The following is a 26,195-nucleotide window of genomic DNA, read 5'->3' as shown; positions in this document are numbered from 1 at the left end:
CTGAGAAAAAGAGTGACCCGGTCCTCGGGGAGTGTCAAGAGCTCGGCGCGGCGCCATGGAACATGGCGGAAACGCGACCTTAATGTGACCTTTCGCGATGGGAACGCTCCATTCACCGAAAAAATCGGCCACGAAATCCCTTTGACCTGCGGGAACATCCAAAAACCTTGGAGAGCGCTCTCCGTAAAAAGCTGATCGCCAGGCTCCGATCGGCGCCGAGGGGGCCGTTGACACGTAACTCGCTTGGCATCAATCTGCTCAGGGAGCGCTCTCTCCATGATCACTTATGAGGACCCTAGGAGGGTTCCATGCGTAAGTCACGCCACCGGTTCCTCGCCCCGATGGTCGCCGTTTCCGCCCTGGCCCTGGGCCTCACCGCCTGCGGTGGCGGTGACGCCGAGACCACCGGGAGTGGCGGGACGGCCTCCCAGCCGGCCGAGAAGATCAAGCTGACCGTCGGTCTGTTCAGCGACTTCCACTACGCGCCGCTGTACGAGGAGTTCAAGAAGACCCACCCCAACGTGGAGATCGTGGAGCGCCGCGCGCAGTTCAACGACCACCACACCAACCTCATCACCCAGCTGACCACCGGCGCGGGCGCCGCGGACGTGGTCGCCGTCGAGGGTGGTTACATCGGCGCCTTCACCCCCGTGCCGGACAAGTTCTACAACCTCAAGGAATACGGCCTGGACAAGCGCCAGAGCGAGTACCTCGACTGGAAATGGAAGCTGGGCGTCTCCAACGACGGCTCCTCGCTCCTGGGCCTGGGCACCGACGTCGGCGGCCTGGCCATGTGCTACCGCCCCGACCTGTTCAAGAAGGCCGGGCTGCCCACCGACCGCGAAGAGGTCGGCGCGCTCTGGCCCACGTGGGACGCCTACATCGAGACCGGCAAGAAGTTCGTCGCGGGCAAGGTCGAGGGCGCCAAGTTCACCGACGGCCCCGGCGAGCACTTCCGCGCGATGGTCGAGCAGGCCCCCATCGGCTTCTACGACGCCCAGTACAACATCGTCGCCGCCACCAACCCCGACGTGCGCAAGGCGTACGACATGGGCGTGAAGATGATCAACGACGGTCTGTCGGCCAACCTCGCGGCCTTCTCGCCGCCGTGGAACACCGGCATCGCCAAGGGCACCTTCGCCACCATGGTCTGCCCGGCGTGGAAGACCGGCACGATCAAGGACCAGAAGCCCGGTGAGGGCACCTGGGACATCGCCTCGGTGCCCGGTGGCGGCGGCAACCAGGGCGGTACCCACCTGATGCTGCCCAAGCAGGGCAAGCACCCCAAGGAGGCCGCGGCGCTGATCGACCTGCTGACCAACAAGGACAGCCAGATCAAGCTCTTCAAGGAGGCCAGCGCGCTGCCCTCGCTGCCCGCCCTGTACGACGACCCCGCGGTGAAGGACTACGTCAACCCGTACTTCGGCAACGCGCCGATCGGCAAGATCTTCACCGACGCCGCCAAGGCGCTCAAGCCGCAGCCCGTGGGTCCCAAGGCCGGTGACGTCCTGCAGGCGATCGGCAACGGCCTCCAGCGGGTCGACCAGGGCAAGCAGAACGCCGAGGAGTCCTGGGCGCAGGCGCTCAAGGACGTCGGCAGGATCAAGTAGCCGCCCCCGGCCGGCTGGTCTCGCACCGGTCGGCCACCTGCTTGTGCCCCTGTCCCCGCGAGCGGCGTGCGTCCGGCGCCGGTGACCCGCGTGGCCCCCGCCGCCCCGCGAACACCGTCCGGTGAGCACCGCCCGACGAACGCCGCTCGGCGAACGCCGTCCGACGAACGCCGTCCGACGAACGCCTCCAACGAATCGCCGAAAGGAGCTGCCATGGCCACCCGCGCGCCCGACCGCCTGGCGGCGGTCCCGCCGAACAGGCCGGTGGGACCCCGACGCCGCCTCCGCCGCCACCTGGTTCACCAACTCGACGTCAAGGGCTCGCCGTACGCCTACGTGGCCCCGTTCTTCCTGCTGTTCTCCGCCTTCGGGCTGTTCCCCCTGGCCTACACCGCCTGGGTGAGCCTGCACGAGTGGACGCTGCTCCAGGACGAGCACCCCTTCGTCGGTCTGGACAACTTCAGGACGCTGCTCGCCGACGACTACTTCTGGAACGCCACCTTCAACACCCTGTCCATCGGGGTGCTGTCCACGGCGCCGCAGCTGCTGCTGGCCATCTGGCTGGCCCACCTGCTCAACCGGCCGCTGCGGGCACAGACCTTCTTCCGCATCACGCTGCTGCTGCCCAACGTGACCAGCGTGGTCGCGGTGGTGGTCATCTTCAGCCAGCTGTTCGGCCGGGACTTCGGCATGATCAACTGGGTGTTCTCGCTGGTCGGCGTGGACGGCGTCGCCTGGAACGAGGGGGTGCTGAGCTCCCACTTCGCCATCTCCACCATGATCATGTGGAGGTGGACGGGCTACAACGCCCTGATCTTCCTCGCCGCGATGCAGGCCGTACCGCGCGAGCTGTACGAGGCGGCCACCATCGACGGCGCGAGCGGGATGACCCAGCTCCGCAAGATCACCATCCCGATGATCAAGCCCACGATCATCTTCGTCGTCATCACCTCGACGATCGGCGCCATGCAGATCCTCGCCGAGCCGCTGCTGTTCAGCTCGTACATCATCACCGGCGGCGTGGACCGGCAGTACCAGACGCTCTCGCTGTTCATCTACGAGAACTTCACCAAGCTCGACTTCGGCTACGCCTCGGCCATCTCCTGGATGATGTTCATCTTCATCGTCGTGGTCGCCGGTATCAACTACCTGCTCACCCGTCGCGGGAAGGGAGGGCTGGCGTGAGCGCCCACACCGCCGTCTCCGCGGTCCGCCGTCGCTCCGGCGGCGCGGCCCGCAGGCTCACCTACCTCACGCTGATCGCGGTGGCGTTCTTCTCGATGCTGCCGCTCTACTACAGCGTCGTGGTGGCCTCCCGCGACAACGCGGCACTGGCCGACGTCCCGCCGCCGCTGATCCCCGGCGGCAACTTCTTCGCCAACGTCGCCCGCGTCTTCGACACGGTCCCCTTCGCCCTGGCGATGCTCAACTCCGTCATCGTCTCCGGCTCCGTCGCGATCGCGGTGATGTTCTTCTCCACGCTGGCCGGGTTCGCCTTCGCCAAGCTGCGCTTCCGCGGCCGCAACGCCCTGCTCCTGCTCACCGTGGCGACGATGATGGTGCCGACCCAGCTCGGCATCATCCCGCTGTACATGCTGATGGTGAAGCTGGAGTGGACCGGCACCATGTACGCGCTGATCGTGCCCGCGCTCGTCAACGCGTTCGGCGTGTTCTTCATGACCCAGTACCTCTCCCGGGCGCTGCCGACCGAACTGCTCGAGGCGGGGCGGGTCGACGGCTGCAGCACCTGGGGCCTGTTCTGGCATGTCGTGCTCCCGGCCGCCCGCCCGGCGGCGGCGGTGCTCGGCATGCTCACCTTCATGTCGGTCTGGAACGACTACTTCTGGCCGCTGGTCGTCCTGACCCCGGAGGATCCGACGGTCCAGGTCGCCCTGTCCACACTGGCCAGCGGATACGTCAACGACTACGTGCTCGGCCTTGCGGGTACCACGCTCGGCACGCTGCCACTGGTCATCGTGTTCGCTCTACTCGGCAAACAGATCATCGGAGGAATCATGCAGGGAGCGGTGAAGGGATGACCGTCGTCGGCACTCGGGGGGCCACCCTTACGGAAGGGCGTGCGGACTTCCCCACCGGTTTCGTCTGGGGCGCGGCCACCGCGTCCTACCAGATCGAGGGAGCCGTGAAGGAGGACGGCCGCGAGCCCTCGATCTGGGACACCTTCTCTCGTACACCGGGCAAGGTCGTCGGGGGTGACACCGGAGACGTGGCGTGCGACCACTACTTCCGTCACGCCGACGACATCCGGCTGATGACCGAGCTGAACCTGGCCGCGTACCGGTTCTCGGTGGCCTGGCCCCGGGTCCAGCCGTACGGCAAGGGGGCCGTCAACACGCGCGGCCTCGACTTCTACAGCCGCCTGGTGGACAGGCTGCTCGAAGCGGGCATCACGCCGTACGCCACCCTCTACCACTGGGACCTCCCGCAGGCGCTGGAGGACGCGGGCGGCTGGCCCGAGCGCGACACCGCCCACCGCTTCGAGGAGTACGCGGCGGCCGTGCACGCGCGGCTGGGCGACCGGGTCCGCAACTGGACGACCCTCAACGAGCCGTGGGTGGCGGCCTTCCTCGGCTACGGCAACGGGGTCCACGCGCCCGGCAGGACCGACGCCGCGGCGGCCTTCCGCGCGGCCCACCACCTGTCGCTGGGGCACGGGATGGCGGCGCGCGCGCTCCGCGAGGGCGGCGCGGAGGAGATCTCGCTGGTCCTGAACCTGTCACCGGTGATCACCCCCGCCCAGGTGGACGATCCGGGGGCCGAGCTCTCCGAGGCCGACGCGGAGGCGGTCGGCCGGATCGACACCCTGCTGGTCAGGCAGTTCCTCGACCCGGCGCTGCGCGGGGAGTATCCCGCCGAGTTCCTCGACATCGTCGGGCGCAACGGCGGCGCCGACCACATCCGGGACGGCGACCTGGCGACCATCAACCAGCCGATCGACCTGGTGGGCATCAACTACTACAACCCGTGCGTCGTGGAGGCCGCTCCCGGCGAGGCGGCCGACGCGGCGTGGCCGGGCAGCGAGGACATCAGGTTCTGCCCCGCGGACGGCGTGCCCGCCACCGCGATGGGCTGGCCGATCGTGCCGAACGGGCTCTCCCGCCTGCTGGTGCGGCTCTCCGACGACTACCCGGAGGTCGGCCTGATCATCACCGAGAACGGCGCGGCCTTCGACGACGTCGTGGAGGACGGCCACGTCCACGACACCCGCAGGACCGAGTATCTGGACGGCCACCTGCGCGCCGTGCACGCCGCGATCGCCGACGGGGCGGACGTGCGTGGTTACCTGGTCTGGTCACTGCTGGATAATTTCGAGTGGGCCGAGGGGTACCGGCGTAGGTTCGGAATCGTGCACGTCGACTTCGCCACCCAGCGGCGCCTGCTCAAGGACAGCGCGCTGTGGTACCGCGATGTCATCACGCGTAACGGACTGTAACCGACTGTAGGGGAATGACACGATGAGACGACCCACCCTGGAGGCGGTCGCCGCCCGTGCCGGGGTATCCCGGTCGACCGTCTCCCGGGTGGTGAACGGCCAGACCACGGTCACCGCCGACATCCGGGACCTGGTCATGCGCGCGGTGAACGAGCTCGGCTACGTCCCCAACGGGGCGGCGAGGAACCTGGTGACCCAGCGGACCAACTCGGTCGCGCTGGTCGTCTCGGAGTCGCCGAACCGGGTGTTCTCCGACGACCCGATGTTCTCCACCGTCATCCGCTCGGCCAGCCTGGAGCTGGAGGCGGTCAACAAGCAGGTCGTGCTGCTGCTGGCCGGGTCGCCGGAGAGCCACGCCCGCGTGGAGCACTACATCGCCGGCGGCCACGTCGACGGCGTCATGCTCGTGTCCAGCCACGGCGCCGACCCGCTGCCGGTCGCGCTCACCCGGCTGCGCGTCCCGGTCGTCTCCTACGGCAGGCCCGCCGTGCCGGTCGCGATGCCGTACGTCGACAACGACAACGTCGACGGCGCCGCCACGGCCGTGCGGCACCTGCTGGAGCGGGGCAGGCGGCGCATCGCCACCATCGCCGGGCCGCTGGACATGATAGGCGGTCAGGACCGGCTGGCCGGATACCGCGAGGTGCTGCGCGACTCCGACCGCCGCTCGATCATCGCGGTCGGCGACTTCACCCGCGAGTCGGGGGCGATCGCGATGCGGCAGCTGCTGGCCGACGACCCGGAGATCGACGCGGTCTTCGCCGCGAACGACCTGATGGCGATCGGCGCGATGCACGCGCTCCGCCAGGCGGGCCGGCGGATCCCCGAGGAGGTCGCCATCGTGGGCTACGACGACATAGAGGCGGCCCGCTACACCGACCCGCCGCTGACGACCATCCACACGCCGCACGCCGAGCAGGCCGCGGCCATGGTCCGCCTGCTGCTCTCCCTCTTCGACGGCGGCCCCGCCGAACCGATGATCGTGTCCACCGACCTGGTCGTCAGGGCCTCCTCGTAGTCCCCTGGACCGTGCCCGCGGAGCCGTCGAGGCGCCGCGGGCACGGGGGAACGGCCGGTCAGAACGCCGTGGACTCCCGGAGGACCAGCTCGGTGGGGAGCATCACCTGCGCCTTCTCCTCCAGGTCGAGGACCATGCGGGCGAGCCTCCTGCCCATCTCGACGGTCGGCTGCCTGACCGTGCTCAGCGGGGGCTCGGTGTAGGAGGCGGCCGGGATGTCGTCGAAGCCGACCACCGCGACGTCGTCGGGAACCCGCCGGCCCGCCTGGCGCAGGGCCGGCAGCGCGCCCAGCGCCATCATGTCGTTCGCCACGAACACCGCGTCGATCTCCGGGTCGTCGGCCAGCAGCTGCCGCATCGCCGACGTCCCCGACTCGCGGGTGAAGTCGCCGACCGCCACGATGGAGCGGCGGTCGGAGTCGCGCAGCACGGCGCGGTAGCCGTTGAGCCGGTCGATCCCGGCGATCATGTCCTGCGGCCCGGCGATGGTGGCGATGCGCCGCCTGCCCCGCTCCATCAGGTGCCGCACCGCGCGCTCGGCGCCGCCCGCGTTGTCCATGTCCACGTACGGCAGGCCGCTGGGCACGGTCGGGCGGCCGCTGCACACCACCGGCACCCCGCGCCTGGCGAGGATGCCCGGCAGCGGGTCGGTGCCGTGCATCGACGCGATGACCACGCCGTCCACGTGGCCGTTGGTGGCGTAGCGCTCGACCCGCTGGTAGCCGCCCGTCATGCCGGTGAGCATCAGCACGAGCTGCTTGTCGGCCCGCTCGATCTCCATGCTGACCCCGCGGATGATCCCGGCGAAGGTGGGGTCGTCGGAGAAGACGCGGGTCGCCGGCTCGGGGAAGACGAGCGCTATGGAGTCGGCCCGCTGGGTGACCAGGCTCCGCGCCGCCTGGTTCGGCACGTAGCCCAGCTCCTCCACGGCGCGGTTGACCGCCTCGCGGATCTGCGGTGCCACGCGCGTGGAGCCGTTGACCACGCGCGAGGCGGTCGCCCGGGACACCCCGGCACGGGCGGCCACCTTCTCCAGGGTGGGACGGGCCCTCACAGCCCGTTCCGGCGTACGACCTCGCTGTACCACAGCGCGCTGTCCTTGGGGGTGCGGCGTTGCGTCGCGTAGTCGACGTGTACGACGCCGAACCGCTTGCGGTACCCTTCGGCCCACTCGAAGTTGTCCAGGAGTGACCAGACGAGGTAACCGCGCAGGTCGGCGCCGCCCTCGATGGCCGCGTGCGCCGCGCGCAGGTGCCCGTCGAGGTAGGACAGACGGCCGACGTCGTGCACCTCGCCGTCCTCGACGACGTCGTCGAAGGCGGCGCCGTTCTCGGTGATGATCAGCGGGGTGCCCGGATAGTCGCGCGACAGCCGCAGGAGCAGGTCGGTCAGGCCGAACGGCTGGACCGGCCATCCCATCGCGGTCTGCGGCGCGTCGGCCCCGCCGAAGGCGATGCTCTCGCTGCCCGGATAGACCGGGTTGGCGGGCTCGCCGCTGCGGGCGGTCACGGTCTGCGGGTGGTAGTAGTTGACGCCCAGCAGGTCGATCGGCTCGCTGATGGTCTCCAGGTCGCCGTCCTGGACGAAGGACCAGTCGGTGAAGCGGCGGGCCCGCTCGACGACGTCGGCGGGATACTCCCCGCGCAGCACCGGGTCCAGGAAGATGCGGTTCTGCAGGCCGTCGACGAGCTCGGCCGCCGGGGTGTCGTCGCCGATCACGGGGGCGAGGTTGAGCGTGATGCCGATCTGGGCGGCGCCCGAGGCGCGCAGCGCCCGGACGGCCAGGCCGTGGCCGAGCAGCAGGTGGTGGGCGGCGGCGAAGCCCAGCGCGGGCTCGGCGAGGCCGGGGGCGTGGATGCCCGACGCGTAGCCGAGGAAGGCCGAGCACCAGGGCTCGTTCAGGGTGGTCCACGTCTCGACCCGGTCGCCCAGCCTGCCGTGCGCGATCGCGGCGTAGTCGGCGAAGTGCGCGGCGGTCTCCCGGTTGGTCCAGCCGCCGAGGTCCTCCAGGGTCTGCGGCAGGTCCCAGTGGTAGAGCGTCACGATGGGGGTGATGCCGTTGCCGAGGAGCTCGTCGACGAGGCGGTCGTAGAAGTCGAGGCCGCGCGGGTTGACCGGGCCGGATCCGTCGGGCCGCACACGGGGCCAGGAGATGGAGAACCGGTAGGAGCGCAGGCCGAGGTCGCGCATGACCGCGACGTCCTCGGGATAGCGGTGGTAGTGGTCGCACGCGACGTCGCCGGTGTGGCCCGCGTGAACCTTGCCGGGGGTCCGGGAGAAGGTGTCCCAGATCGAGGGGCCCCTGCCGTCATCCCGGGCTGCGCCCTCGATCTGGTAGGCCGCGGTGGCGGCGCCCCAGACGAAGCCCTCGGGAAACCTCAGCACGCCGGAGTCCTGAAGGTCGTAGGACTTTTCGGCGGACATGGTCATGTCCTCACCGCCCCATTCTGTTCGGCTGTTACGTGAGAGCGCTCTCTGGAGCATCACGGTATCGCACAGATTGTGTCAAGAAAATTGAGACCGTAACCGTAATATCACAGTTCTTGACATCGCGTTGTGGGCAGACAATTCTTCCAGAGAGCGCTCTCACACTCCCCGGCAATTGTGTATATGGAGGAAGGTCCATGTCGCTCCTCTCTCGGCCTCGGCGTACCGCCCTTGCGGCGGGCACCATGGGGCTGGCGCTGGTCGTCACCGCCTGTGGATCCACGGAGCCCGCGCCATCGGCGGGTGGCGGCGCCAGCGCGGCCCCCGAGTGCGCCGCCTTCAGCCAGTACGGCAAACACGAGGGCAAGACCGTCAGCATCTACTCGCCGATCCGCGACACCGAGGCCGACCTCTTCGAGCAGGCGTGGAAGCCGTTCGCCGACTGCGTGGGAATGAAGATCACCTACGAGGGCACCGGCGAGTTCGAGGCCCAGATCCAGGTCCGCGCGGACGGCGGCAACCCTCCCGACATCGCCTTCTTCCCCCAGCCGGGCCTCCTGGAGCGCTTCGCCAAGGCCGGGAAGCTCAAGCCCGCCACCGAGGAGGTCAAGAAGCTCACCGCCGAGGGCTGGTCGGAGGACTGGGCCAAGTACTCCACCGTCGACGGCGTCTTCTACGGCGCCCCGCTGGGCGCCAGCGTGAAGTCCTTCGTCTGGTACTCGCCGAAGATGTTCACCGAGAAGGGCTGGGCCGTCCCCAAGACCTGGGACGAGCTGATGACGCTCACCAACACGATCGCCGGCACCGGCGTCAAGCCGTGGTGCGCGGGCATCGAGTCCGGTGACGCGACCGGCTGGCCGGCCACCGACTGGATCGAGGACCTCATGCTCAGGGAGGCCGGTCCCGAGGGCTACGACGACTGGGTGAGCCACAAGACCCCGTTCAACGACCCCAAGGTCACCGCGGCGGTCGACAAGGTCGGCGCGATCCTCAAGAACGAGAAGTTCGTCAACGGCGGCTACGGCCCGGTCAAGTCGATCGCCAGCACCGCCTTCCAGGAGGGCGGCGTCCCGATCACCGAGGGCAAGTGCGCCCTGCACCGCCAGGCGTCCTTCTACGCCAACTTCTGGCCCGAGGGCACCAAGGTCGCCGAGGACGGCGACGTGTTCGCCTTCTACCTGCCGGGCAACGACCCGGCCAAGAAGCCGGTGCTCGGCGCGGGCGAGTTCGTGGCGGCCTTCACCGACCGTCCCGAGGTCCAGGCCGTCCAGGCCTACCTCGCCGGCGCGGAGTTCCCCGCCGTCCGGATGAAGCTGGCGACCTACGTCACCGCGCGCAAGGGCGTCGACCCGGCCAACGCCCAGAACCCGATCGACAAGCTCTCCATGGAGATGCTCCAGGACCCGAGCACGGTCTTCCGCTTCGACGGCTCGGACCTGATGCCGGCCGCGGTCGGCGCGGGCACGTTCTGGAAGGGCATGACCGACTGGATCAACGGCAAGGACACCAAGACGGTCCTCGACTACATCGAAGCGTCTTGGCCTAAGTCCTGATATATACCGACAAGTCCGGTCCCGTGTGACGCGGGACCGGACCGTCGCCCGCCCGGCCCGATCCCTCCGGGAGATCCTCCGATGGATTTCGACTTCGCCGCCGAACTGCCCAAACTCGTCCAGCTGCTGATCGGCGTCGCCGCGTTCCTCGTGGTGGTCGCGGTGATCCTGGTGCTGGTCGACCGCGCTCCGATGCGGCGGCGCGCGTGGACCCACGCCACGATCCTGCTCCTGCCCGCCCTCCTGCTCCTCGCCATCGGGCTGGTCGTACCGGCCGTGCGGACCACCCTGCTGTCGTTCATGAGCGGCGACGGCCAGCAGTGGGTCGGCCTGGAGAACTACGCCTGGATGTTCACCCAGCCCGAAGCGGTGACCGTACTCCGCAACACCCTCGTCTGGGTGCTGCTCGTCCCGATCCTGGTGACCTCGGTCGGGCTGGTCTACGCCGTCCTGGTCGACCGTACCCGCTTCGAGTCGCTCGCCAAGTCGCTGGTCTTCCTGCCGATGGCGATCTCCTTCGTCGGCGCGGGCATCATCTGGCGCTTCGTCTACGCCTACCGCTCCGAGGAGCAGGACCAGATCGGCCTGCTCAACCAGATCACGGTCGCCTTCGGCGGCGAACCGCAGCAGTGGCTCCAGGAGGCGCCGCTCAACACGCTGTTCCTGATCGTGGTCATGGTCTGGATCCAGGCGGGGTTCGCCACCGTGGTGCTCTCCGCCGCCATCAAGGGGATCCCCGCCGAGATCGTCGAGGCCGCCCGGCTGGACGGGGCGTCCCCGTTGCAGATGTTCTTCCAGGTGACGCTGCCGTCCATCCGCTCGGCCGTGATCGTGGTGCTGGTCACGCAGTCGATCGGCACGCTCAAGCTGTTCGACATCGTCCGCACCATGACCGGCGGCCAGTTCGACACCAGCGTCATCGCCAACGAGATGTACAACCAGGCGTTCCGGTACGGCGAGACGGGCAAGGGCGCGGCCCTCGCGGTCTTCCTGTTCGCCCTGGTGACCCCGATCGTGATCTACCAGATCCGCCAGCGCAGAGAGGCCGTCAGGTGAGCGGGCGAGCAGACCGGCCCGGCATCGCGGGCACGCGGCGGGCGAAGGAGTCCACATGGCCACGTTGACCCAGACCGTGGTGCGGCCCGAGACGACGACCGCCCCGCAGCGCGTACGGCGGAGGCTGAGCGGCCGGGTCGCCAGTGCCGTCGCGATCGTCATCGCCGTCCTGTGGACCACCCCGACCTTCGGCCTGCTGCTGTCCTCGCTGCGCCCGGAGGACCAGATCAAGAACAGCGGCTGGTGGACGTTCTTCTCCAGCCCGCAGCTCACCCTGGAGAACTACCAGGAGGTCCTGTTCGGCACCTCCTCGTCCTCCGGCCAGATGATGAGCTTCCTGATCAACTCGATCGTCATCACGATCCCGTCGGTGCTCTTCCCGCTCGCCCTGGCCACCTTCGCCGCGTACGCGCTGGCCTGGCTGCCGTTCCGCGGGCGCGAGTGGATCTACATCGGCATCTTCGCGCTGCAGATCGTGCCGCTGCAGATGGCGCTCGTCCCGCTGCTGTCGTTCTTCTCCGAGGGCGTGTCCGTCTTCGGCCTCCAGCTGATGCCCGCCTGGGACCTGGAGGGCCCGGCCCGGTTCGTCCAGGTCTGGTTCGCGCACACCTGCTTCGCGCTGCCGCTGGGCGTCTTCCTGCTGCACAACTTCATGTCCGAGCTTCCCGGCGAGCTGATGGAGGCGGCCAGGGTCGACGGGGCCAGCCACGGGAAGGTCCTGCGCACGATCGTCCTCCCGCTGGTCGGGCCCGCGCTCGCCACCTTCGCGATCTTCCAGTTCCTCTGGGTCTGGAACGACCTGCTGGTGGCCCTGATCTTCGCCGGAGGCACCCCGGAGAGCGCCCCGATGACGGTACGGCTGGCACAGATGGCCGGTACCAAGGGCAACGAGTGGCAGCGCCTGACCTCGGGAGCCTTCGTCTCGCTGGTCATCCCGCTGCTCGTCTTCCTGTCGATGCAGCGCTACTTCGTCCGCGGCCTGCTCGCCGGAAGCGTCAAGGGCTGACACCCGCGCCCCGTCAGGTCCCCTCCGGCTGCCAGGTCAGCCGGGTGACGCCAGGTGTGGCGGGGAGGCGGGTGCCCTTGTTCACCGGGCCGCCGAACTCGTGGACGACCCGGTGCATCCGCCATCTCCCGGCGTCCCCGTCGGTCTCCAGCGTCTCCGAGTAGACGGGCAGCCGGGTCTCGGGGTCGATGTAGCGGACGATGTCCACGGCGGACCTTTCGCCGGGCAGCAGGCCGTAGGGGTGGGTGAGCGCGTCGAGGTACATGCCCGCGCCGACCGGTCTCCCCCTGTCGAGCCAGAGACTTTACACGCGGGCTACGATCTCCCGGCGGGCGCCCGGGTCAGGTCCGGGGCGCCCGCCTTCGCGTGAGGAGCCTCAGGAGGCGGGCCGCTCGGGACCGGCCGACCGGGCGGCGGTGGCGGGACGGTCGGGAGAGACCGGCTGCGCGGGGACGGCGGGGACGCTCTGCTCGGCGGTGCCGGTCTCGGCGTTCGGCGGCGCGGGGCTCTCGGGGGACGCGGGGGCCGGGGTGTCCACGGTGGCCGGTCGCGCGTCGTGGTCGGGGATGACCGGCTGCGGCGGCAGGCCGGAGGTGACCGGACGGCCGGAGATGTCGGGGGCGGTCGGCTGCGGGGGGACGGTGTGGCTCGGGGAGGTGGTCCCGGCGGCGGCCGGGTCGTACAGGCCCGCGGACGGGGGAACCTCGACCACCATGGTGTCGGCCGGGCCGGGGGTCGACTCCAGGATGGCACGCGCGTGGTCCAGGTGCGAGGCCGCGACCAGCACGTCGTAGCGACCGGCGACGATCGCGCTGCGCGAGGCGAAGTCCCGCTTGCCGCCGGTGAACACGTGGTTGATGAACCCGAACGCGGCCCCCATCACGGCACCCCACAGGGCCGCCCAGAGCACGAGCACGAAGAACGACATCGTGGTGGAGGTGAACAGGCCGAGGAACATGCCCACCACCGCGCCGAAGGCCGCGCCGCTCCCGGCTCCGGTGAGCGCGGCCCGCCCGTTGGTCATCCTGCCGGTGACGGTCTCCTCGAGTTTCAGGTCGCTGCCGACGATCGCCACGTTCTCGACGGGAAATCCCGCGTCGGAGAGCCCGTCCACGGTTCGCTGTGCCGCGAGGTAGTTGTCGTAGCCTGCCAGGACCCTCCGGTCCACGACGACCTGCGTGTCCAGGCCGGTGGGCGTTCCATTCATGTCCGCTCGCCTTTCGGGGGTTGGGGATGGCTCGACGAGCCGACTACCCCGTGGCCGTAGGAGGATGCGCGTCCTTCCCCGGGATCTCGCCGGGGGCGGCGAACCCGGCGGGTTGTTAAAAGAATCCGGACAATTTGGACATCGGTAAGGGCTTACCGTTAGGCTTCCTATGAGATGGCGCCGAGTGGGAGCGGAGACGGGACACCGGCGTCAGGATCACGAAGGAAGCGAAAATGATCGTATTCATCGTGACAGTGGAGGTGGTGCTGGTACTCGCGGCTTTCGCGGCGGTGTACGGGCTCACCCGGTACCGGAGCGAACCGCTGTGGCTGGACGATCGCCGAGGTCCCGGCACGCCCCCCGGCCCCGACGACCGCGCCTCGCGGGCCCGCGAGGGATGACCGGCGAGAGCGGGCACCACGCGGGCGGCACCGCGCTCCCTCGGGCGGATCACCAGCTCTGGTGGAGCGGCATTCCTTCGGTGTAGCCGGACGAGCTCTGGACGCCGACCACCGCGCGCTCGTGGAACTCCTCCAGGGTCGAGGCCCCCGCGTAGGTGCACGAGGAGCGCAGACCGGCCACGATGGCGTCGATCTGGTCCTCGACGCTGGGCATGGCCGGGTCGAGATACATCCTGGAGGTGGAGATGCCCTCCTCGAACAGCGCCTTGCGCGCCCGGTCGAAGGGGGAGTCCTCCGCCGTGCGCAGCCTCACCGCGCGGGCCGAGGCCATGCCGAAGTTCTCCTTGTACTTGCGCCCGTCGGCGGAGGTACGGGTGTCGCCCGGCGACTCGTAGGTGCCCGCGAACCACGAGCCGATCATCACGTTGGACGCGCCCGCGGCCAGGGCCAGGGCCACGTCGCGAGGGTGGCGGACACCGCCGTCGGCCCACACGTGGCGGCCCAGCCTGCGGGCCTCGGCCGAGCACTCCAGGACGGCGGAGAACTGCGGGCGGCCCACGCCGGTCATCATCCGGGTGGTGCACATGGCCCCCGGGCCGACGCCGACCTTCACGATGTCCGCCCCGGCCTCGACGAGATCCCGTACGCCCTCGGCGGTGACGACGTTGCCCGCCGCGACGGGCACATTGGGGCCGAGCGCGCGGACCGCCCTCAGGGCGCTGATCATCTTCTCCTGGTGGCCGTGGGCGGTGTCCACGACCAGGCAGTCCACCCCGGCGTCGAGCACCTCCTTGGCCTTGGCGGCCACGTCGCCGTTGACCCCGACGGCCGCCGCGACGCGGAGCCTGCCCGAGCCGTCGACGGCGGGCCGGTACAGGGTGGCGCGCAGCGCGCCCGTCCTGGTCAGGATGCCGACCAGCCGGCCGTCCGCGTCCACGACCGGGGCGAGCCGGTGGCGGCCCCCGTGGAGGCGGTCGAAGGCCTCGCGCGGGTCGAGCCCGGCGGGCAGCGTCAGCAGGTGGTCGGACATCACCTGGGAGAGCTGGGTGTACATGTCCACGCCTGAGCAGTCGCTCTCGGTGACCACACCGGCAGGGCGGTTGTCCCAGTCGACGATGATGATCGCGCCGTGGGCCCGCTTGGGCAGCAGGTTGAGCGCCTCTCCGACGGTGTCGTGCGGGGTGAGCGTGAGCGGCGTGTCGTGGACCAGGTCGCGCTTCTTGACCCAGTCGACGACGTCGGCGACCACGTCGATCGGGATGTCCTGCGGGATCACGGTGATCCCGCCCCGCCGCGCGACGGTCTCGGCCATCCGCCGTCCCGCCACCGCCGTCATGTTGGCGACCACGACGGGAATGGTGGTTCCGGTGCCGTCCCGGCTGGAGAGGTCGACGGCGAGCCGCGAGCCGACGGAGGAGAGCGACGGGACCATGAAAACGTCGCTGTAGGTCAGGTCGTAGGCCGGTGTCGTCTCATTGAGAAATCTCACGTTGATCCACCTTATCCCGTGAATTGCCAGAGATGAGCGTTCCCCTTTTCCACGTCTCCGAAGAGGACCGGCTGCTCGGGCCGGAGGCTAAGATCCGGTTTGCGCGAATAAGTGGATGGCCATGAGGAGGCATTGTGATCGTGGTTGATCGGCCCGAGATGCTCGTCGTAGGCCATGCCGTACGGACGTCGAACGCCGACGAGATGGAGCCGGGCCGGGGGAGGCTCGGCGCGCTCTGGGCGCGGGCGGGATCCCCGGGCGCCTTCGCCCATGTGCCGGGACGGATCGACGAGAAGATCTACGCGGTGCTCACCGACTATGAGAGTGACCACCATGGTGCTTACACCCAGGTCGTCGGGGTCGCCGTGCGCAGCGCCGCGGCGCTGCCCGAGGGGATGGTGGCGGTACGGGTGCCCGGGGTGCCGTCGTTGAAGATCGAGGCCAGAGGGCCGATGCCGGGCGTCCTGCTGGAGGCGTGGCAGCGGCTGTGGAAGCACACCGAGTCGGGAGGCACCCCGGCGCGGGCCTTCACCACCGACGTGGAGGTGCACCACCCGGGGGGCGCCGACATCTACGCCGCCGTGTTCCCCTCGATGGGCTGACCGTCCGCGGCGAGGCCGGGAGCCTCGCCGCCCCGGCCGTGCCCGTCCTCGCCGTCCGGGGCGTCGTCCTCGTCCTCGTCGTCCGGCGGCGGATCGGACATCTGCCAGCCCGCCATGAGCGCCGGCAGGATGAGGTGCGTCGTGATCACGGCGCTCATGAGCATGACGATCGCCGCCGCCGGGACCTGGACGACCTTCGCGTCCTCGCGCGAGGCGAACAGGAGCACCTGGGCGAGGACGAAGAGGACCACCGTGGTTCCCCGGCGGGCGTCGACGTGGATCTTCTGGCGCTCGCGGAGCTGGCGTTCGTCGAGGTAGCGGTCGGCGAGGCCGACCACGCCGCGGGTGGCCGTGACGAGCGCCGACCAGACCACGACGTAGATCACCAGCGCGGCCCCCATCAGGGCGAAGGTGGTCCACATGGCGACGTCGCTCGGCGCGAGGTGCCAGCACACGATCGCGCTGACCCAGATCATCCCGGCGGATCCGGCACCCGCGCCGACGAGGATCCGGCGGCGCCGGCGGGTGGCGTACCAGGAACGCGGCGGCCAGTCGCGGTGCCGGGCCTCCAGCCGCTCGGGAGTCAGCTCCCCCATCACTTCACCTCACTGCCCAGTCGCGGGAACGGCTTCAGGGAGAAGACGACCTCCAACGGCACCTCAAAATACTCGGCGATGCGCAGGGCGAGAAACAGGCTCGGGCTGTATTCGCCGCGTTCCAGATAGCCGATCGTCTGGTAGTGGACCCCCAGCGCGGCCGCCAGGTCCTTGCGTGAGACGCCGCGCTCGGCTCTCAGCACCGGGATCCGGTTGTACACGGCTTCCGCAGACATCCCAGCAGTCTCCCAGCAATCACGACCCCTGCGCGGCGAGCTGCCGCTCGGCGAGCCGGGATCCGGACTCGCGCCGGGTGACCCGGCGGATCAGTTTCGGTGCCAGCGACATCCCCACGACCGCCCACACCGCGAGCGCGACGGCCACCCAGGGCAGGCGCCAGCTCCCGCCGATCTCGACGGCCAGCACGGCGTCGGGCATGAACGCCGCGCGCAGGCCGAGTCCGTGCCAGTAGAGCGGGAACGCCTGTGAGATCCACTGGACGAACTCGGGCATGTACGTGACGGGGACCATGACCCCCGAGGTGATCATCAGGATCATCATCGGCAGCCCCAGTATCCCGGCCGCCGCCTTCGGCCCGGGAGCCAGGCAGCCGATCGCCGCCCCCAGCGGCACGACGGCGACCGTTCCCAGCACCGTCACCCAGAGCAGGGTCGTCCAGTCGCGGGGGAGGGTGGCCCCGCCCAGGGCGACGCCGGTGCCCACGATCAGCACGCTCTGTACGACGATCTGGCACATGACGGTCACCCCTCGCCCGACGAGATAGGCGAGGATCCCGCCGGGGACGGTGCGCAGCCGCAGGAGCGTTCCCTCCTCGCGGTCGGCGGCGATCGCCATCGGAAGGGTCATCAGGCCGTTGGAGAAGACGGTGAAGGCCAGGAAACCGATCATCATGAACGTGCCCTGGGAGGCGTTCGTCCCCTTCACCGGGCCGTCGCCGATGAAGAGCATCAGCAGGGCGAAGGTCCCCACCGTGCCGACCAGCGTGGTGAACAGCTCCTTGCGGTCCTTGATCAGGTGCAGGTGCTCGGCCCAGCCCCGGTGCAGGCCGATCCGGAATGCTCTGACGTTCATGCCGCCCTCCCGATGAGGCTCAGGTAGTTCTCCTCCAGCGACGGTCGCCGGATCTCCAGGCCGGGCACCGGGCCGTCGAACCTCCGGTGCAGCTCCCACGCGGCCCGGGACGGGTCCTCGGTGGTCAGGACCCGCTCCCGGCCGTCCTCCATCCAGCGCACGTGCGACTGCGCCCGTACGGCCCGCGCCAGCTCGGACGGGGTCCCGCACACGGCGATCTCCCCGCCGACCAGGATCGCGGTCCGGTGCGCCAGTTTCTCCGCCTCGGCGAGGTCGTGCGTGGTCAGCAGCACCGTGATGCCCTCGTCGGCGGCCAGTTTCGTGATCAGCAGGTGGAACTCCCTGCGCGCCTCCGGGTCGAACCCGGTCGTCGGCTCGTCGAGGAACAGCAGCCGGGGGCGGCCCACGATGCCCAGGGCGACGTCCAGCCGGCGGCGCTGGCCGCCCGACAGGCGGCTCGCCCGCTGCCCGGCCTGCGCGGTCAGGCCGAGCGCGCCCAGCAGCTCGTCCGGGTCGCGGGGGTCGTCGTAGAACTCGCCCAGGTGGGCCAGGAGGTCCCTGGCGCTCCACCGGGGGTGGTCGCGCCAGCTCTGCAGCACGATCCCCAGCTTGGCCCGCCAGGCGTCGGTGCCGCGCGCGGGATCCGTCCCCAGCACGCTCACCTCGCCGGACGACCTGTTCCTGAAGCCCTCCAGGATCTCGACGGTGGTGGTCTTGCCCGCTCCGTTGGGGCCGAGCAGCGTGAAGATCTCCCCGTGCCCGACCTCGAGGTCGATTCCGCGCAGCACCTCGGCCGCGCCGTATGTCATCCGCAGTCCGCGAACGCTTATCGCAGTACTCATGTGTATTAATGTAGTACATCTACTACATTTCAAACAACCTCTACGACAAAGGGCGGTACACCTGTGCCAGGTGTACCGCCCTTGACGTGGGACGATCGGATCAGGCGAGCACTCCCGCCGCGCGCAGTTCGGCGGCGGTCTCCTCCGGCAGGCCCCAGGAGGACAGGTCCGCCAGCCGGGTGGCGGGGGAGAGGTCCTGCTCGGGCACGCCGAGCAGGCGCGGCGCGGGCGCGGGCTGCCTCACCCCGCCGACCTCGACGAACGTGCCCCTGGCCTTGTTGTGCGGGTGGTCCGCGGCCTCGCCGCCCTCCAGCACGGGGGAGACGCAGGCGTCGGAGCCGTCGAACACCGCCTCCCACTCGGCGCGGGTCCTGGACCGGAACGCCTCGGCCAGCCGCTCGCGGAGCGCGGGCCACTGCCCCCTGTCGTCGCGGTCGGGCAGGTCCTCCAGGCCCATCAGGGAGGTCATCTCCGCCCAGAACTGCGGCTCCAGCGCGCCGACGGCCACGTACCGGCCGTCGGCGGTCTCGTAGGTGTCGTACATCGGCGCGCCGGTGTCGAGCAGGTTCGTGCCGCGCGGGCCCCAGCCGCCGGTCTGCACGCCGTGGTGGAACATCGCGAACAGCGTCGCCGCTCCGTCCACCATGGCGGCGTCGATCACCCGGCCCTCGCCGGTCCGCTCCCGCTCGACCAGCGCCAGCAGCACGCCGTACGCGAGCATGAGGCCGCCCCCGGCGAAGTCGCCGAGGATGTTGATCGGCGGGGTGGGGCGCTCGCCCGCGCGGCCCAGCATCGACAGCACGCCGGAGACGGCGATGTAGTCGATGTCGTGCCCGGCGGTCGGCGCGAGCGGGCCGTCCTGGCCCCAGCCGGTCATCCGCCCGTAGATCAGGCGCGGGTTGACCGCGTGCAGGTCGGCCGGGCCGATGCCGAGGCGTTCGGCGACCCCGGGCCGGAAGACCTCGACGACCACGTCGGCGTGCCGGGCCAGCTCCTTGAACGCGGCCACCCCCTCGGGGGACTTCAGGTCCAGGCCGACCGTCCGCTTGCCCCGGTCCATCACGTCGGGACGCGGCCGGTCCCCGGCCCTGGCGACGACGCTCGCGCGCTCGACGCGCAGCACCTCGGCCCCGTGGTCGGCCAGCATCATCCCGGCGAACGGCCCGGGGGCCAGCCCCGCCAGTTCGAGCACGCGGACTCCGGCCAGCGGGCCCTTCCTGGTCACGCGCTCCATCGACATTCTCCTCGGGTGTGTCACCGGTCTCGTCGGGTGCGGCGGGCACCGCCGTCCCTCCCGCCCAAGTAGAACAACATTCGGCTTTCCAGGGCAAGACACATCGCGAGGAGCCGCGTGGCGCCCGCGCGCGTATGGGAAACTTGCGCCCTCTCCGAATGGGACCTAGGGGTTTTGCGATGACATATCCGCACAGTGAACGGGTGGTCGCTGGGCGCTATCGATTGCTGCGGGAGCTCGGCAGGGGCGGGATGGGCGTCGTGTGGGAGGGCTACGACACCCTCCTCAACCGCTCGGTCGCCGTCAAGGAGGTGCTCCTGCCGCCCAACCTCTCCCCGGCCGAGCACCAGGTCCAGCTGACCCGCACCTCCCGCGAGGCCAGGACCGCGGCCAGGCTCAACCACCGGGGCATCGTGGCGATCTACGACGTGGCGGAGCAGGACGGCCGCCCCTGGATCGTCATGGAGCTGGTCAGGGCGCGCGGGCTGGACGAGGTCGGCCGGATGCCGGTGCGCCAGGTCGCCGGCATCGGCCGCCAGGTCCTGTCGGCCCTGCGCGCGGCCCACGAGGCCGGGATCCTGCACCGCGACGTCAAGCCGAGCAACATCCTGCTGGACGCCGAGGGCCGCGCGGTGCTCTCCGACTTCGGCATCGCCACCATCGAGGGCGACACCTCGCTCACCCAGACCGGCATGGTGACGGGCTCGCCCAGCTTCCTGCCGCCCGAGCGCGCCACCGGCGTCGACGCCGGGCCCTGGTCCGACCTGTGGGCACTCGGCGCCACCCTCTACGCGGCCATGGTCGGCCACGGCCCCTTCGAGCGCCGCGACGCCATCTCCACCCTCGGCGCGCTCCTCACCGAGGAGCCCGACTTCGGCAGGGTGCCCCTGGAGATGCGCGCGGTGCTCACCGGCATGCTCCAGCGGGAGCCCGCCCACCGGCTGACCGCGCAGCAGGCCGACGCCATGCTCGCGGAGGTCATCGACAACCCGTCCGCCGCGGCCCGCCGCACCGGGGAGACCGCCGTCCGCCGTACGGGAGAGGTCGCCGCCCACCGTACGGGAGGGCCCCAGGGCCGTACCGACGAGAGCTTCAGCCGCATCGGCAAGACCCCTCACGGTGCCGGGGAGTGGGGCGGGCACGAGACCGGGACCTCGTCCGCGCCGGGCCGCCGCCGAGGGGGAGGGCGGCTCCCGCTGATCGTGGGCGCCGTCGTGCTCCTGGCCGCGGGGGGCGCCGCGGCGGCCGTGGCGATGTCGCAGCCCGACCAGCGGACGGTGGCGCGCTCCGTGCCCACGGTCGCCGCGACCCCGTCCGAGCCGGTGGAGGAGACCGAGTCGCCGACCCCCACCCCCACCCCGACCCCGACTCCCACCAGGACCAGGACGGCGGCGCCCGCCGGAGGGCTGAAGGTGTGGCGGGCCCGTCCCCCGGAGAACTGGTCCATCGGCTACCCGGCCGGATGGAACGGCGACTGGGCGGCCGAGACGGGCTACACCCAGTGGCTGCGCCGCGACGGGGCCGCCCACCTGTCGGTGGAGCCGCTGGAGGGGAACGCCGACGGCCTGGAGCCGCTCCAGGAGACCGTCAGGGAGAACGTGGTCCAGTGGAGCGAGATCCACTCCGAGGACACGGCCAACATCCCCCTCGCCTACGGCGCCGGGCTCCAGTGGGAGTTCACCTGGAGCATGAGGGACGGCGGGGGAGCGCCCTGGGCCAAGGCCGGGGTGACCTACCACGAGGTGCGGCGGTTCATCGAGGTGGGCGACTCGGTCATGGTGCTCAGCTGGACCACCCACGACGCCGACTGGGTCGCCCAGCGGGCCCTCATGGCCCGCGTGTTCGACAGCTTCCACCCTCGTGGCGGCGAGTGACGGCGAGTGACGCGGACCGGAGGGCGTCCGGGCCACGCGCCCGGCGGCCTCCCGCCCGAAGCGCCTGGAGGCGAGTGACATGACAGCGGGACATCCGGGCCACGCGCCCGGAAGCCCCTTGGACGAAAGCCCCCTGGAGACGAGTGACATGACAGACCCGGAGGCGAGTGACATGCCCTGGAAGGTGCTCGCGCTGCCGCCGCTCCCCGAGGAGGCGGTGCGCAACCTGCTCGGCTCGCTCGGCGACCGGGTCGCCGTGTCGGTTCCCGCGGCCCGCGACCGGGAGTCGCTGCTCGCCGCCCTCGGCGACGCGGAGATCGTGGTCGGCGACTGGAGCGGCGGGCTCGTCCTGGACGCCGAGGCCGTACGGGCCGCGCCGGACCTGGCGTTCGTGCAGCAGCCCTCCGTGGGCGTGGACGGCCATGATCTCGCCGCGCTCACCGAGGCGGGCGTGCCGCTGGCCAACACCGCCGGGGTGAGCGCGATCGGGGTGGCCGAGTGGTGTCTCGCCGCCGCGCTCGCGCTGTCGCGGCGGCTGCTCGACGCCGACGCCGAGGTCCGCGCGGGACGCTGGCCGCAGCTGGACCTCGGACCCGCCGAGCTGTACGGCTCGCGCGTCGGCATCGTCGGGTTCGGCCCGATCGGCGAGGCCGCCGCCCGGATGTTCGCCGCCCACGGCTGCGAGGTCTCGTACTGGACCCGCACGCCGCGCGAGGTGCCCTACGCCTACCGGGAGCTCGGCGAGCTGGTCGCGAGCTCCCACGTGCTCGTCCTGGTCATCCCGCTGACGGAGGAGACCAGGAGGCTGATCGACCCCTCCCTGATGCCCTCGGGCTCGCTGCTCGTCAACGCGGCTCGGGGGCAGGTGGTCGACTCGGCGGCGCTGCTGTCCGCCCTGGAGTCGGGGCACCTGGGCGGCGCCGCGCTCGACGTGTTCGACACCGAGCCGCTGGCGCCGGACGACCCGCTGCGCGCCGCCCCCCGGGTCCTGCTCTCGCCGCATGTGGCCGGGGTGACCCCGCAGTCGACCGGCCGTCTCATCCGGTGTGTGCTGGACAATCTGGAGGCTGCGATCGAGGGCCGTCCGGTGGCGAACGTGATCAACGGGGTAGATACGGTGGTCGGTCGAAGATCGCGAGAAGGACGGTCGTAGAGTTTTCCCGTGTTTAACGCGCCCCACCTGGCTCCGGAGACATCCGAGATATAACGTGCCTAGGGGCGATCTTTCCAACGAGGTCATGGGGGTGATCACCGTGCGACAGATGACAGAGATGTCGGCGCACCGGCAGGCGGTGGAGCAGATCAGGGAGTCCTACGCCGCCATCCCGGGAGACGCGGTGCCCCGGCTCTCCAAGGCCACCACCAACCTGTTCCGGTTCAGGGAGGGCACCCGCTCGGCGAAGCTGTCGGCCAGGGACCTGGACCAGGTCATCGAGGTCGACCCGGTGACGATGACCGCCGAGGTCCAGGGGATGACGACCTACGAGAACCTGGTGGACGCCACGCTCGCCCACGGGTTCATGCCGTACGTCGTGCCGCAGCTGAAGACGATCACGCTGGGCGGGGCGGTGACGGGGCTCGGCATCGAGTCCACCAGCTTCAGGGACGGGCTGCCGCACGAGTCGGTGGAGGAGCTGGAGATCCTCACCGGCGACGGCCGGATCGTCGTGGCCCGTGACGACAACGAGCACCGCGACCTGTTCCGCGCGTTCCCCAACTCCTACGGCACGCTCGGCTACGCCCTCCGGATCCGGATCAAGCTCAAGCCCGTCCAGCCGTACGTCAAGCTGACGCACATCCCGTTCGGCGACGCCGACAAGTGCATGCTCGCGATGCGCGAGATCTGCGAGCACGGCGAGTACGAGGGCGAGCGCGTCGACTTCGTGGACGGCACGTTCTTCGGCCCCGCCGAGCTCTACATCACGGTGGGCCGCTTCGCCGAGCGTGCCCCGTACCTCTCCGACTACACCGGGATGCGCATCTACTACAGGTCGATCCAGACCAGGACCCGCGACTGGCTCACCGTCCGCGACTACCTGTGGCGCTGGGACACCGACTGGTTCTGGTGCTCGCGCGCCTTCGGCGTGCAGACCGCGCTGGTGCGGTCCCTGATGCCGCGCAAGTGGATGCGCTCGGACGTCTACCGCAGGCTCGTCGGTCTCGACCGCAAGTACGGGGTGATCGCCAGGGTCGACCGCTGGCGCGACCTGCCCGTGCAGGAGTCGGTCATCCAGGACATCGAGGTGCCCGTCGAGCGCGGAGCCGAGTTCCTGGAGTTCTTCCACGACAAGGTCGGGATGGCACCGGTCTGGATGTGCCCGCTGAGGTCCACGGGCGAGTGGCCGCTCTACCCGCTGGAGCCGGGACGTCTCTACGTCAACTTCGGCTTCTGGGGGACCGTTCCGCTCCCCAGGGGGCAGTTCGACGGCTACCACAACCGTCTGATCGAGAACCGGGTCCACGAGCTGGAGGGGCATAAATCGCTGTACTCCACTTCGTTCTACCCGGAGGATGAATTCTGGCGGTTTTATAACGGAACCGCCTACTGGCCGGTCAAGCGGGCATACGACGGGGGTGGCCGGTTGCTCGACCTCTACGACAAGTGTGTTCGGGGGCGTTAAGAGAGGCTGATTCTGTGTTGCTCGCAGAGATCTTCGAGAATGTCATGGGGCCGGAGGCGGACGTGCGGTTCGTCGCCTACGACGGAAGCAAGGCCGGGCCGGCCGAGGCCGACATCAGCGTCGAGGTGAAGACCCCGGCGGCCGTCGCGTACCTGGCGCAGGCCCCCGGAGAGCTGGGTCTGGCCAGGGCGTACGTGTCCGGCCACCTCGACGTCGACGGTGACATGTACACCCTGCTGTCCCGCATGTGGTCACTCACCGTCAACGACATCCCGGTCGGGCAGAAGCTCGCGGCCATCCGGTCCCTCGGGGTCCGCCCGCTGCTGACGCGGATGCCGCCACCTCCGCAGGAGGTGCGGCGCAGCGTGCTCGCCCGGATGGGCAGCAGGCACGCCAAGCAGCGTGACGCCGAGGCCATCCACCACCACTACGACGTCTCCAACAAGTTCTACTCGTGGGTGCTCGGCCCCTCCATGGCCTACACCTGCGCGGTCTTCCCCGAGCAGGACTCCACGCTGGAGGAGGCGCAGCTCACCAAGTTCGAGCTCGTCGCCCGCAAGCTGGACCTCAAGCCCGGCATGAGACTGCTGGACGTCGGCTGCGGCTGGGGCGGCATGGTCATCCACGCCGCCCGCGAGTACGGCGTGAAGGCGCTGGGGGTCACGCTCTCGCGCCAGCAGGCCGAGTGGGCGCAGAAGGCGATCGCGGAGGCCGGTCTCGGCGAGCTCGCCGAGGTCCGCCACATGGACTACCGCGACGTGCCGGAGACCGGGTTCGACGCCGTCAGCTCGATCGGCCTGACCGAGCACATCGGCAAGGACCAGCTGCCCTTCTACTTCCGCTTCCTGTACGACAAGCTCGTCCCCGGCGGACGGCTGCTCAACCACTGCATCACCCGTCCGACGGGCACGGAGAAGACCCTCAACGCCGGTGGTTTCATCAACCGCTACGTCTTCCCCGACGGGGAGCTGGAGTCGGTCGGCTACCTGGCCCGCCAGATCGAGGACATCGGCTTCGAGATCCGCCACGAGGAGAACCTGCGCGAGCACTACGCGCAGACCCTCCGCTTCTGGTGCGCCAACCTCGACGAGCACTGGGACGAGGCGGTCCAGGAGGTCGGCGAGGGCACGGCACGGGTGTGGCGCCTCTACATGGCGGCCTGCGTGGTCGGTTTCGAACGCAACAAGATCCAGCTCCATCAGGTTCTCGGGGTGAAGCTCAACGACGACGGCACGGCCGGTGTCCCGCTCCGCCCCTCGCTCGACTGGCCCTGACCCTCCGGGCACACGCTCACGCGAGACCCCCGTGCGGGAGACGCTCATCCGGGATGTTCCTCGATGAGAATCCGTGCGGGCCCTCACGCGGACGCGTCCACACCGGACCGGACGGCCCCCGCCGCGACACCTCGCGGCGGGGGCCGTCCGGTTTTCGCGGCATGGCCCTCACCCGGCGGCGCGCCACGAAGGCCCCCGGGGCCCACCCTGACAACCCCGGCCCTACGCGGCCGAAAGCCCCGGCCATCGGCGCGCGGCGACCGATGCGCGGCGGAAAGCCCCGGCGACCGGTGCGCGGCCGGACCCCTCCGGCCGCCGGTCCGCCGCCGCTCCCGTCCTGGAACGGTCCGACCGCGGACCGTCAACGCAAATTCTTGCGGTGAAATGCCGTTAGATTTCACGAACGTTTCTGACTATTGCGTTTATGTATCTCGTCCTGTCAGGATGACGCAAGCAGCCCGCTGTCGCGCCGGGGACGACACGTGCCGCCCCGTGCCCCTGGTGTGCGGTTTCCCGCCGGTCGGACCACGTTCCGGCCGGGAGGGAGAGGGCCGTGGCGCTCCTTGCCCCGGCCGGCCCGGCGACCGATCTCCGTGTCGTGAGCCGGGGTCCGCCGCCGTCGCCCGGTCAGGTCCCGTTCCCTCCGTGACACGCGGGGGAGCGGCGGCCGAACACGCGAAGGCCCACCGGCACGGCACCCCCCGCCCCCCGGATGGAGCGGTGCGGCACGGATGGCCGCTCCGGACGAAAGGAGTTCACGTGGCCGTCTCGCGTCGGAGGTTCATCACCTCCGTGGCATCCGGGTCCGCTCTCGCCGCGGTGTCGTCGTCGCAGCTACT

At 70.2% G+C, this 26,195-nt stretch carries 24 protein-coding genes; 14 read left to right on the top strand and 10 right to left on the bottom strand.

Annotated features, from left to right (window positions below):
* The first annotated feature begins 308 nt into the window (after positions 1-308).
* From ACW9TB_RS31180 to ACW9TB_RS31160, 5 genes are all read left to right on the top strand, one after another.
* On the top strand, positions 309-1,610 hold the full coding sequence (locus tag ACW9TB_RS31180) for an ABC transporter substrate-binding protein (protein WP_472751671.1): 1,302 nt from the start codon (positions 309-311) through the stop codon (positions 1,608-1,610).
* Positions 1,611-1,823: 213 nt separating this feature from the next.
* The gene (locus ACW9TB_RS31175; protein WP_472751670.1) at positions 1,824-2,795 is read left to right on the top strand and encodes a carbohydrate ABC transporter permease; all 972 of its coding nucleotides are present in this window, start codon (positions 1,824-1,826) and stop codon (positions 2,793-2,795) included.
* Positions 2,792-3,649 (top strand): carbohydrate ABC transporter permease, encoded by an 858-nt coding sequence (locus ACW9TB_RS31170; RefSeq protein ID WP_472751669.1) that lies wholly within the window; start codon positions 2,792-2,794, stop codon positions 3,647-3,649. The genes ACW9TB_RS31175 and ACW9TB_RS31170 overlap by 4 nt, the downstream gene beginning before the upstream one ends.
* Complete coding sequence (locus tag ACW9TB_RS31165; protein WP_472751668.1) at positions 3,646-5,064, top strand: GH1 family beta-glucosidase; 1,419 nt, start codon at positions 3,646-3,648, stop codon at positions 5,062-5,064. Before ACW9TB_RS31170 ends, ACW9TB_RS31165 begins: the two co-directional genes overlap by 4 nt.
* 22 nt (positions 5,065-5,086) lie before the next feature.
* Positions 5,087-6,082, top strand: coding sequence for a LacI family DNA-binding transcriptional regulator (locus ACW9TB_RS31160; RefSeq protein WP_472751667.1), 996 nt, complete (start codon positions 5,087-5,089; stop codon positions 6,080-6,082).
* Positions 6,083-6,140: 58 nt separating this feature from the next.
* Here the strand turns inward: ACW9TB_RS31160 and ACW9TB_RS31155 are convergent, their stop codons facing one another.
* Together ACW9TB_RS31155 and ACW9TB_RS31150 are read right to left on the bottom strand one after the other, a co-directional pair.
* A complete protein-coding gene (locus tag ACW9TB_RS31155; protein WP_472751666.1) occupies positions 6,141-7,136 on the bottom strand; it encodes a LacI family DNA-binding transcriptional regulator in 996 nt (331 codons plus the stop codon).
* Positions 7,133-8,512 (bottom strand): GH1 family beta-glucosidase, encoded by a 1,380-nt coding sequence (locus ACW9TB_RS31150; RefSeq protein WP_472751665.1) that lies wholly within the window; start codon positions 8,510-8,512, stop codon positions 7,133-7,135. The genes ACW9TB_RS31155 and ACW9TB_RS31150 overlap by 4 nt, the downstream gene beginning before the upstream one ends.
* Positions 8,513-8,706: 194 nt before the next feature.
* Here ACW9TB_RS31150 and ACW9TB_RS31145 point away from each other — a divergent pair, with 194 nt between their 5' ends.
* The 3 genes from ACW9TB_RS31145 to ACW9TB_RS31135 all read left to right on the top strand — a co-directional run bounded on the left by ACW9TB_RS31145 (position 8,707) and on the right by ACW9TB_RS31135 (position 12,124).
* The gene (locus tag ACW9TB_RS31145) at positions 8,707-10,062 is read left to right on the top strand and encodes an ABC transporter substrate-binding protein (RefSeq protein ID WP_472751664.1); all 1,356 of its coding nucleotides are present in this window, start codon (positions 8,707-8,709) and stop codon (positions 10,060-10,062) included.
* A gap of 81 nt (positions 10,063-10,143) precedes the next feature.
* Positions 10,144-11,118, top strand: a complete 975-nt coding sequence (locus ACW9TB_RS31140) for a carbohydrate ABC transporter permease (protein ID WP_472751663.1) — start codon at positions 10,144-10,146, stop codon at positions 11,116-11,118.
* 55 nt (positions 11,119-11,173) lie between these two features.
* Positions 11,174-12,124, top strand: coding sequence for a carbohydrate ABC transporter permease (locus tag ACW9TB_RS31135; RefSeq protein WP_472751662.1), 951 nt, complete (start codon positions 11,174-11,176; stop codon positions 12,122-12,124).
* Between the two features lie 13 nt (positions 12,125-12,137).
* Here ACW9TB_RS31135 and ACW9TB_RS31130 read toward each other — a convergent pair whose 3' ends face one another.
* Positions 12,138-12,389, bottom strand: coding sequence for a hypothetical protein (locus tag ACW9TB_RS31130; protein WP_472751661.1), 252 nt, complete (start codon positions 12,387-12,389; stop codon positions 12,138-12,140).
* A gap of 111 nt (positions 12,390-12,500) precedes the next feature.
* The gene (locus tag ACW9TB_RS31125) at positions 12,501-13,331 is read right to left on the bottom strand and encodes a YflT domain-containing protein (protein WP_472751660.1); all 831 of its coding nucleotides are present in this window, start codon (positions 13,329-13,331) and stop codon (positions 12,501-12,503) included.
* A gap of 233 nt (positions 13,332-13,564) precedes the next feature.
* Between ACW9TB_RS31125 and ACW9TB_RS31120 the strand changes: the two genes are divergently transcribed.
* Complete coding sequence (locus ACW9TB_RS31120) at positions 13,565-13,732, top strand: hypothetical protein (protein ID WP_472751659.1); 168 nt, start codon at positions 13,565-13,567, stop codon at positions 13,730-13,732.
* 49 nt (positions 13,733-13,781) lie between these two features.
* Here the strand turns inward: ACW9TB_RS31120 and ACW9TB_RS31115 are convergent, their stop codons facing one another.
* Complete coding sequence (locus ACW9TB_RS31115; protein ID WP_472751658.1) at positions 13,782-15,221, bottom strand: GuaB1 family IMP dehydrogenase-related protein; 1,440 nt, start codon at positions 15,219-15,221, stop codon at positions 13,782-13,784.
* Between the two features lie 134 nt (positions 15,222-15,355).
* Here ACW9TB_RS31115 and ACW9TB_RS31110 point away from each other — a divergent pair, with 134 nt between their 5' ends.
* Positions 15,356-15,823: a GyrI-like domain-containing protein gene (locus ACW9TB_RS31110; RefSeq protein ID WP_472751657.1), complete on the top strand. Its 468-nt coding sequence runs from the start codon at positions 15,356-15,358 to the stop codon at positions 15,821-15,823.
* Here ACW9TB_RS31110 and ACW9TB_RS31105 read toward each other — a convergent pair.
* From ACW9TB_RS31105 to ACW9TB_RS31085, 5 genes are all read right to left on the bottom strand, one after another.
* Positions 15,793-16,419, bottom strand: a complete 627-nt coding sequence (locus ACW9TB_RS31105) for a hypothetical protein (RefSeq protein ID WP_472751656.1) — start codon at positions 16,417-16,419, stop codon at positions 15,793-15,795. The genes ACW9TB_RS31110 and ACW9TB_RS31105 overlap by 31 nt on opposite strands.
* Complete coding sequence (locus ACW9TB_RS31100; RefSeq protein ID WP_329084317.1) at positions 16,419-16,655, bottom strand: helix-turn-helix transcriptional regulator; 237 nt, start codon at positions 16,653-16,655, stop codon at positions 16,419-16,421. Before ACW9TB_RS31100 ends, ACW9TB_RS31105 begins: the two co-directional genes overlap by 1 nt.
* A 19-nt stretch (positions 16,656-16,674) precedes the next feature.
* Positions 16,675-17,511 (bottom strand): ABC transporter permease, encoded by an 837-nt coding sequence (locus tag ACW9TB_RS31095; protein WP_472751655.1) that lies wholly within the window; start codon positions 17,509-17,511, stop codon positions 16,675-16,677.
* Positions 17,508-18,353 (bottom strand): ABC transporter ATP-binding protein, encoded by an 846-nt coding sequence (locus ACW9TB_RS31090; RefSeq protein ID WP_472751654.1) that lies wholly within the window; start codon positions 18,351-18,353, stop codon positions 17,508-17,510. Before ACW9TB_RS31090 ends, ACW9TB_RS31095 begins: the two co-directional genes overlap by 4 nt.
* Before the next feature lie 100 nt (positions 18,354-18,453).
* Positions 18,454-19,587, bottom strand: coding sequence for a CaiB/BaiF CoA transferase family protein (locus ACW9TB_RS31085; RefSeq protein ID WP_472751653.1), 1,134 nt, complete (start codon positions 19,585-19,587; stop codon positions 18,454-18,456).
* Positions 19,588-19,766: 179 nt separating this feature from the next.
* Between ACW9TB_RS31085 and ACW9TB_RS31080 the strand changes: the two genes are divergently transcribed.
* The 4 genes from ACW9TB_RS31080 (at position 19,767) to ACW9TB_RS31065 (ending at position 25,356) form a co-directional block, all read left to right on the top strand.
* Complete coding sequence (locus ACW9TB_RS31080) at positions 19,767-21,461, top strand: serine/threonine-protein kinase (protein ID WP_472751652.1); 1,695 nt, start codon at positions 19,767-19,769, stop codon at positions 21,459-21,461.
* Between the two features lie 148 nt (positions 21,462-21,609).
* The gene (locus tag ACW9TB_RS31075; RefSeq protein WP_472751651.1) at positions 21,610-22,614 is read left to right on the top strand and encodes an NAD(P)-dependent oxidoreductase; all 1,005 of its coding nucleotides are present in this window, start codon (positions 21,610-21,612) and stop codon (positions 22,612-22,614) included.
* A 118-nt stretch (positions 22,615-22,732) separates the two neighbouring features.
* Positions 22,733-24,082: an FAD-binding oxidoreductase gene (locus tag ACW9TB_RS31070; protein WP_472751733.1), complete on the top strand. Its 1,350-nt coding sequence runs from the start codon at positions 22,733-22,735 to the stop codon at positions 24,080-24,082.
* 14 nt (positions 24,083-24,096) lie between these two features.
* Positions 24,097-25,356, top strand: a complete 1,260-nt coding sequence (locus ACW9TB_RS31065) for a class I SAM-dependent methyltransferase (protein ID WP_472751650.1) — start codon at positions 24,097-24,099, stop codon at positions 25,354-25,356.
* The last annotated feature ends 839 nt before the right edge of the window (positions 25,357-26,195 follow it).

It is taken from the genome of Streptosporangium sp. H13245, from assembly GCF_055690525.1.
This window is presented reverse-complemented; position numbering and strand designations above follow the sequence as displayed.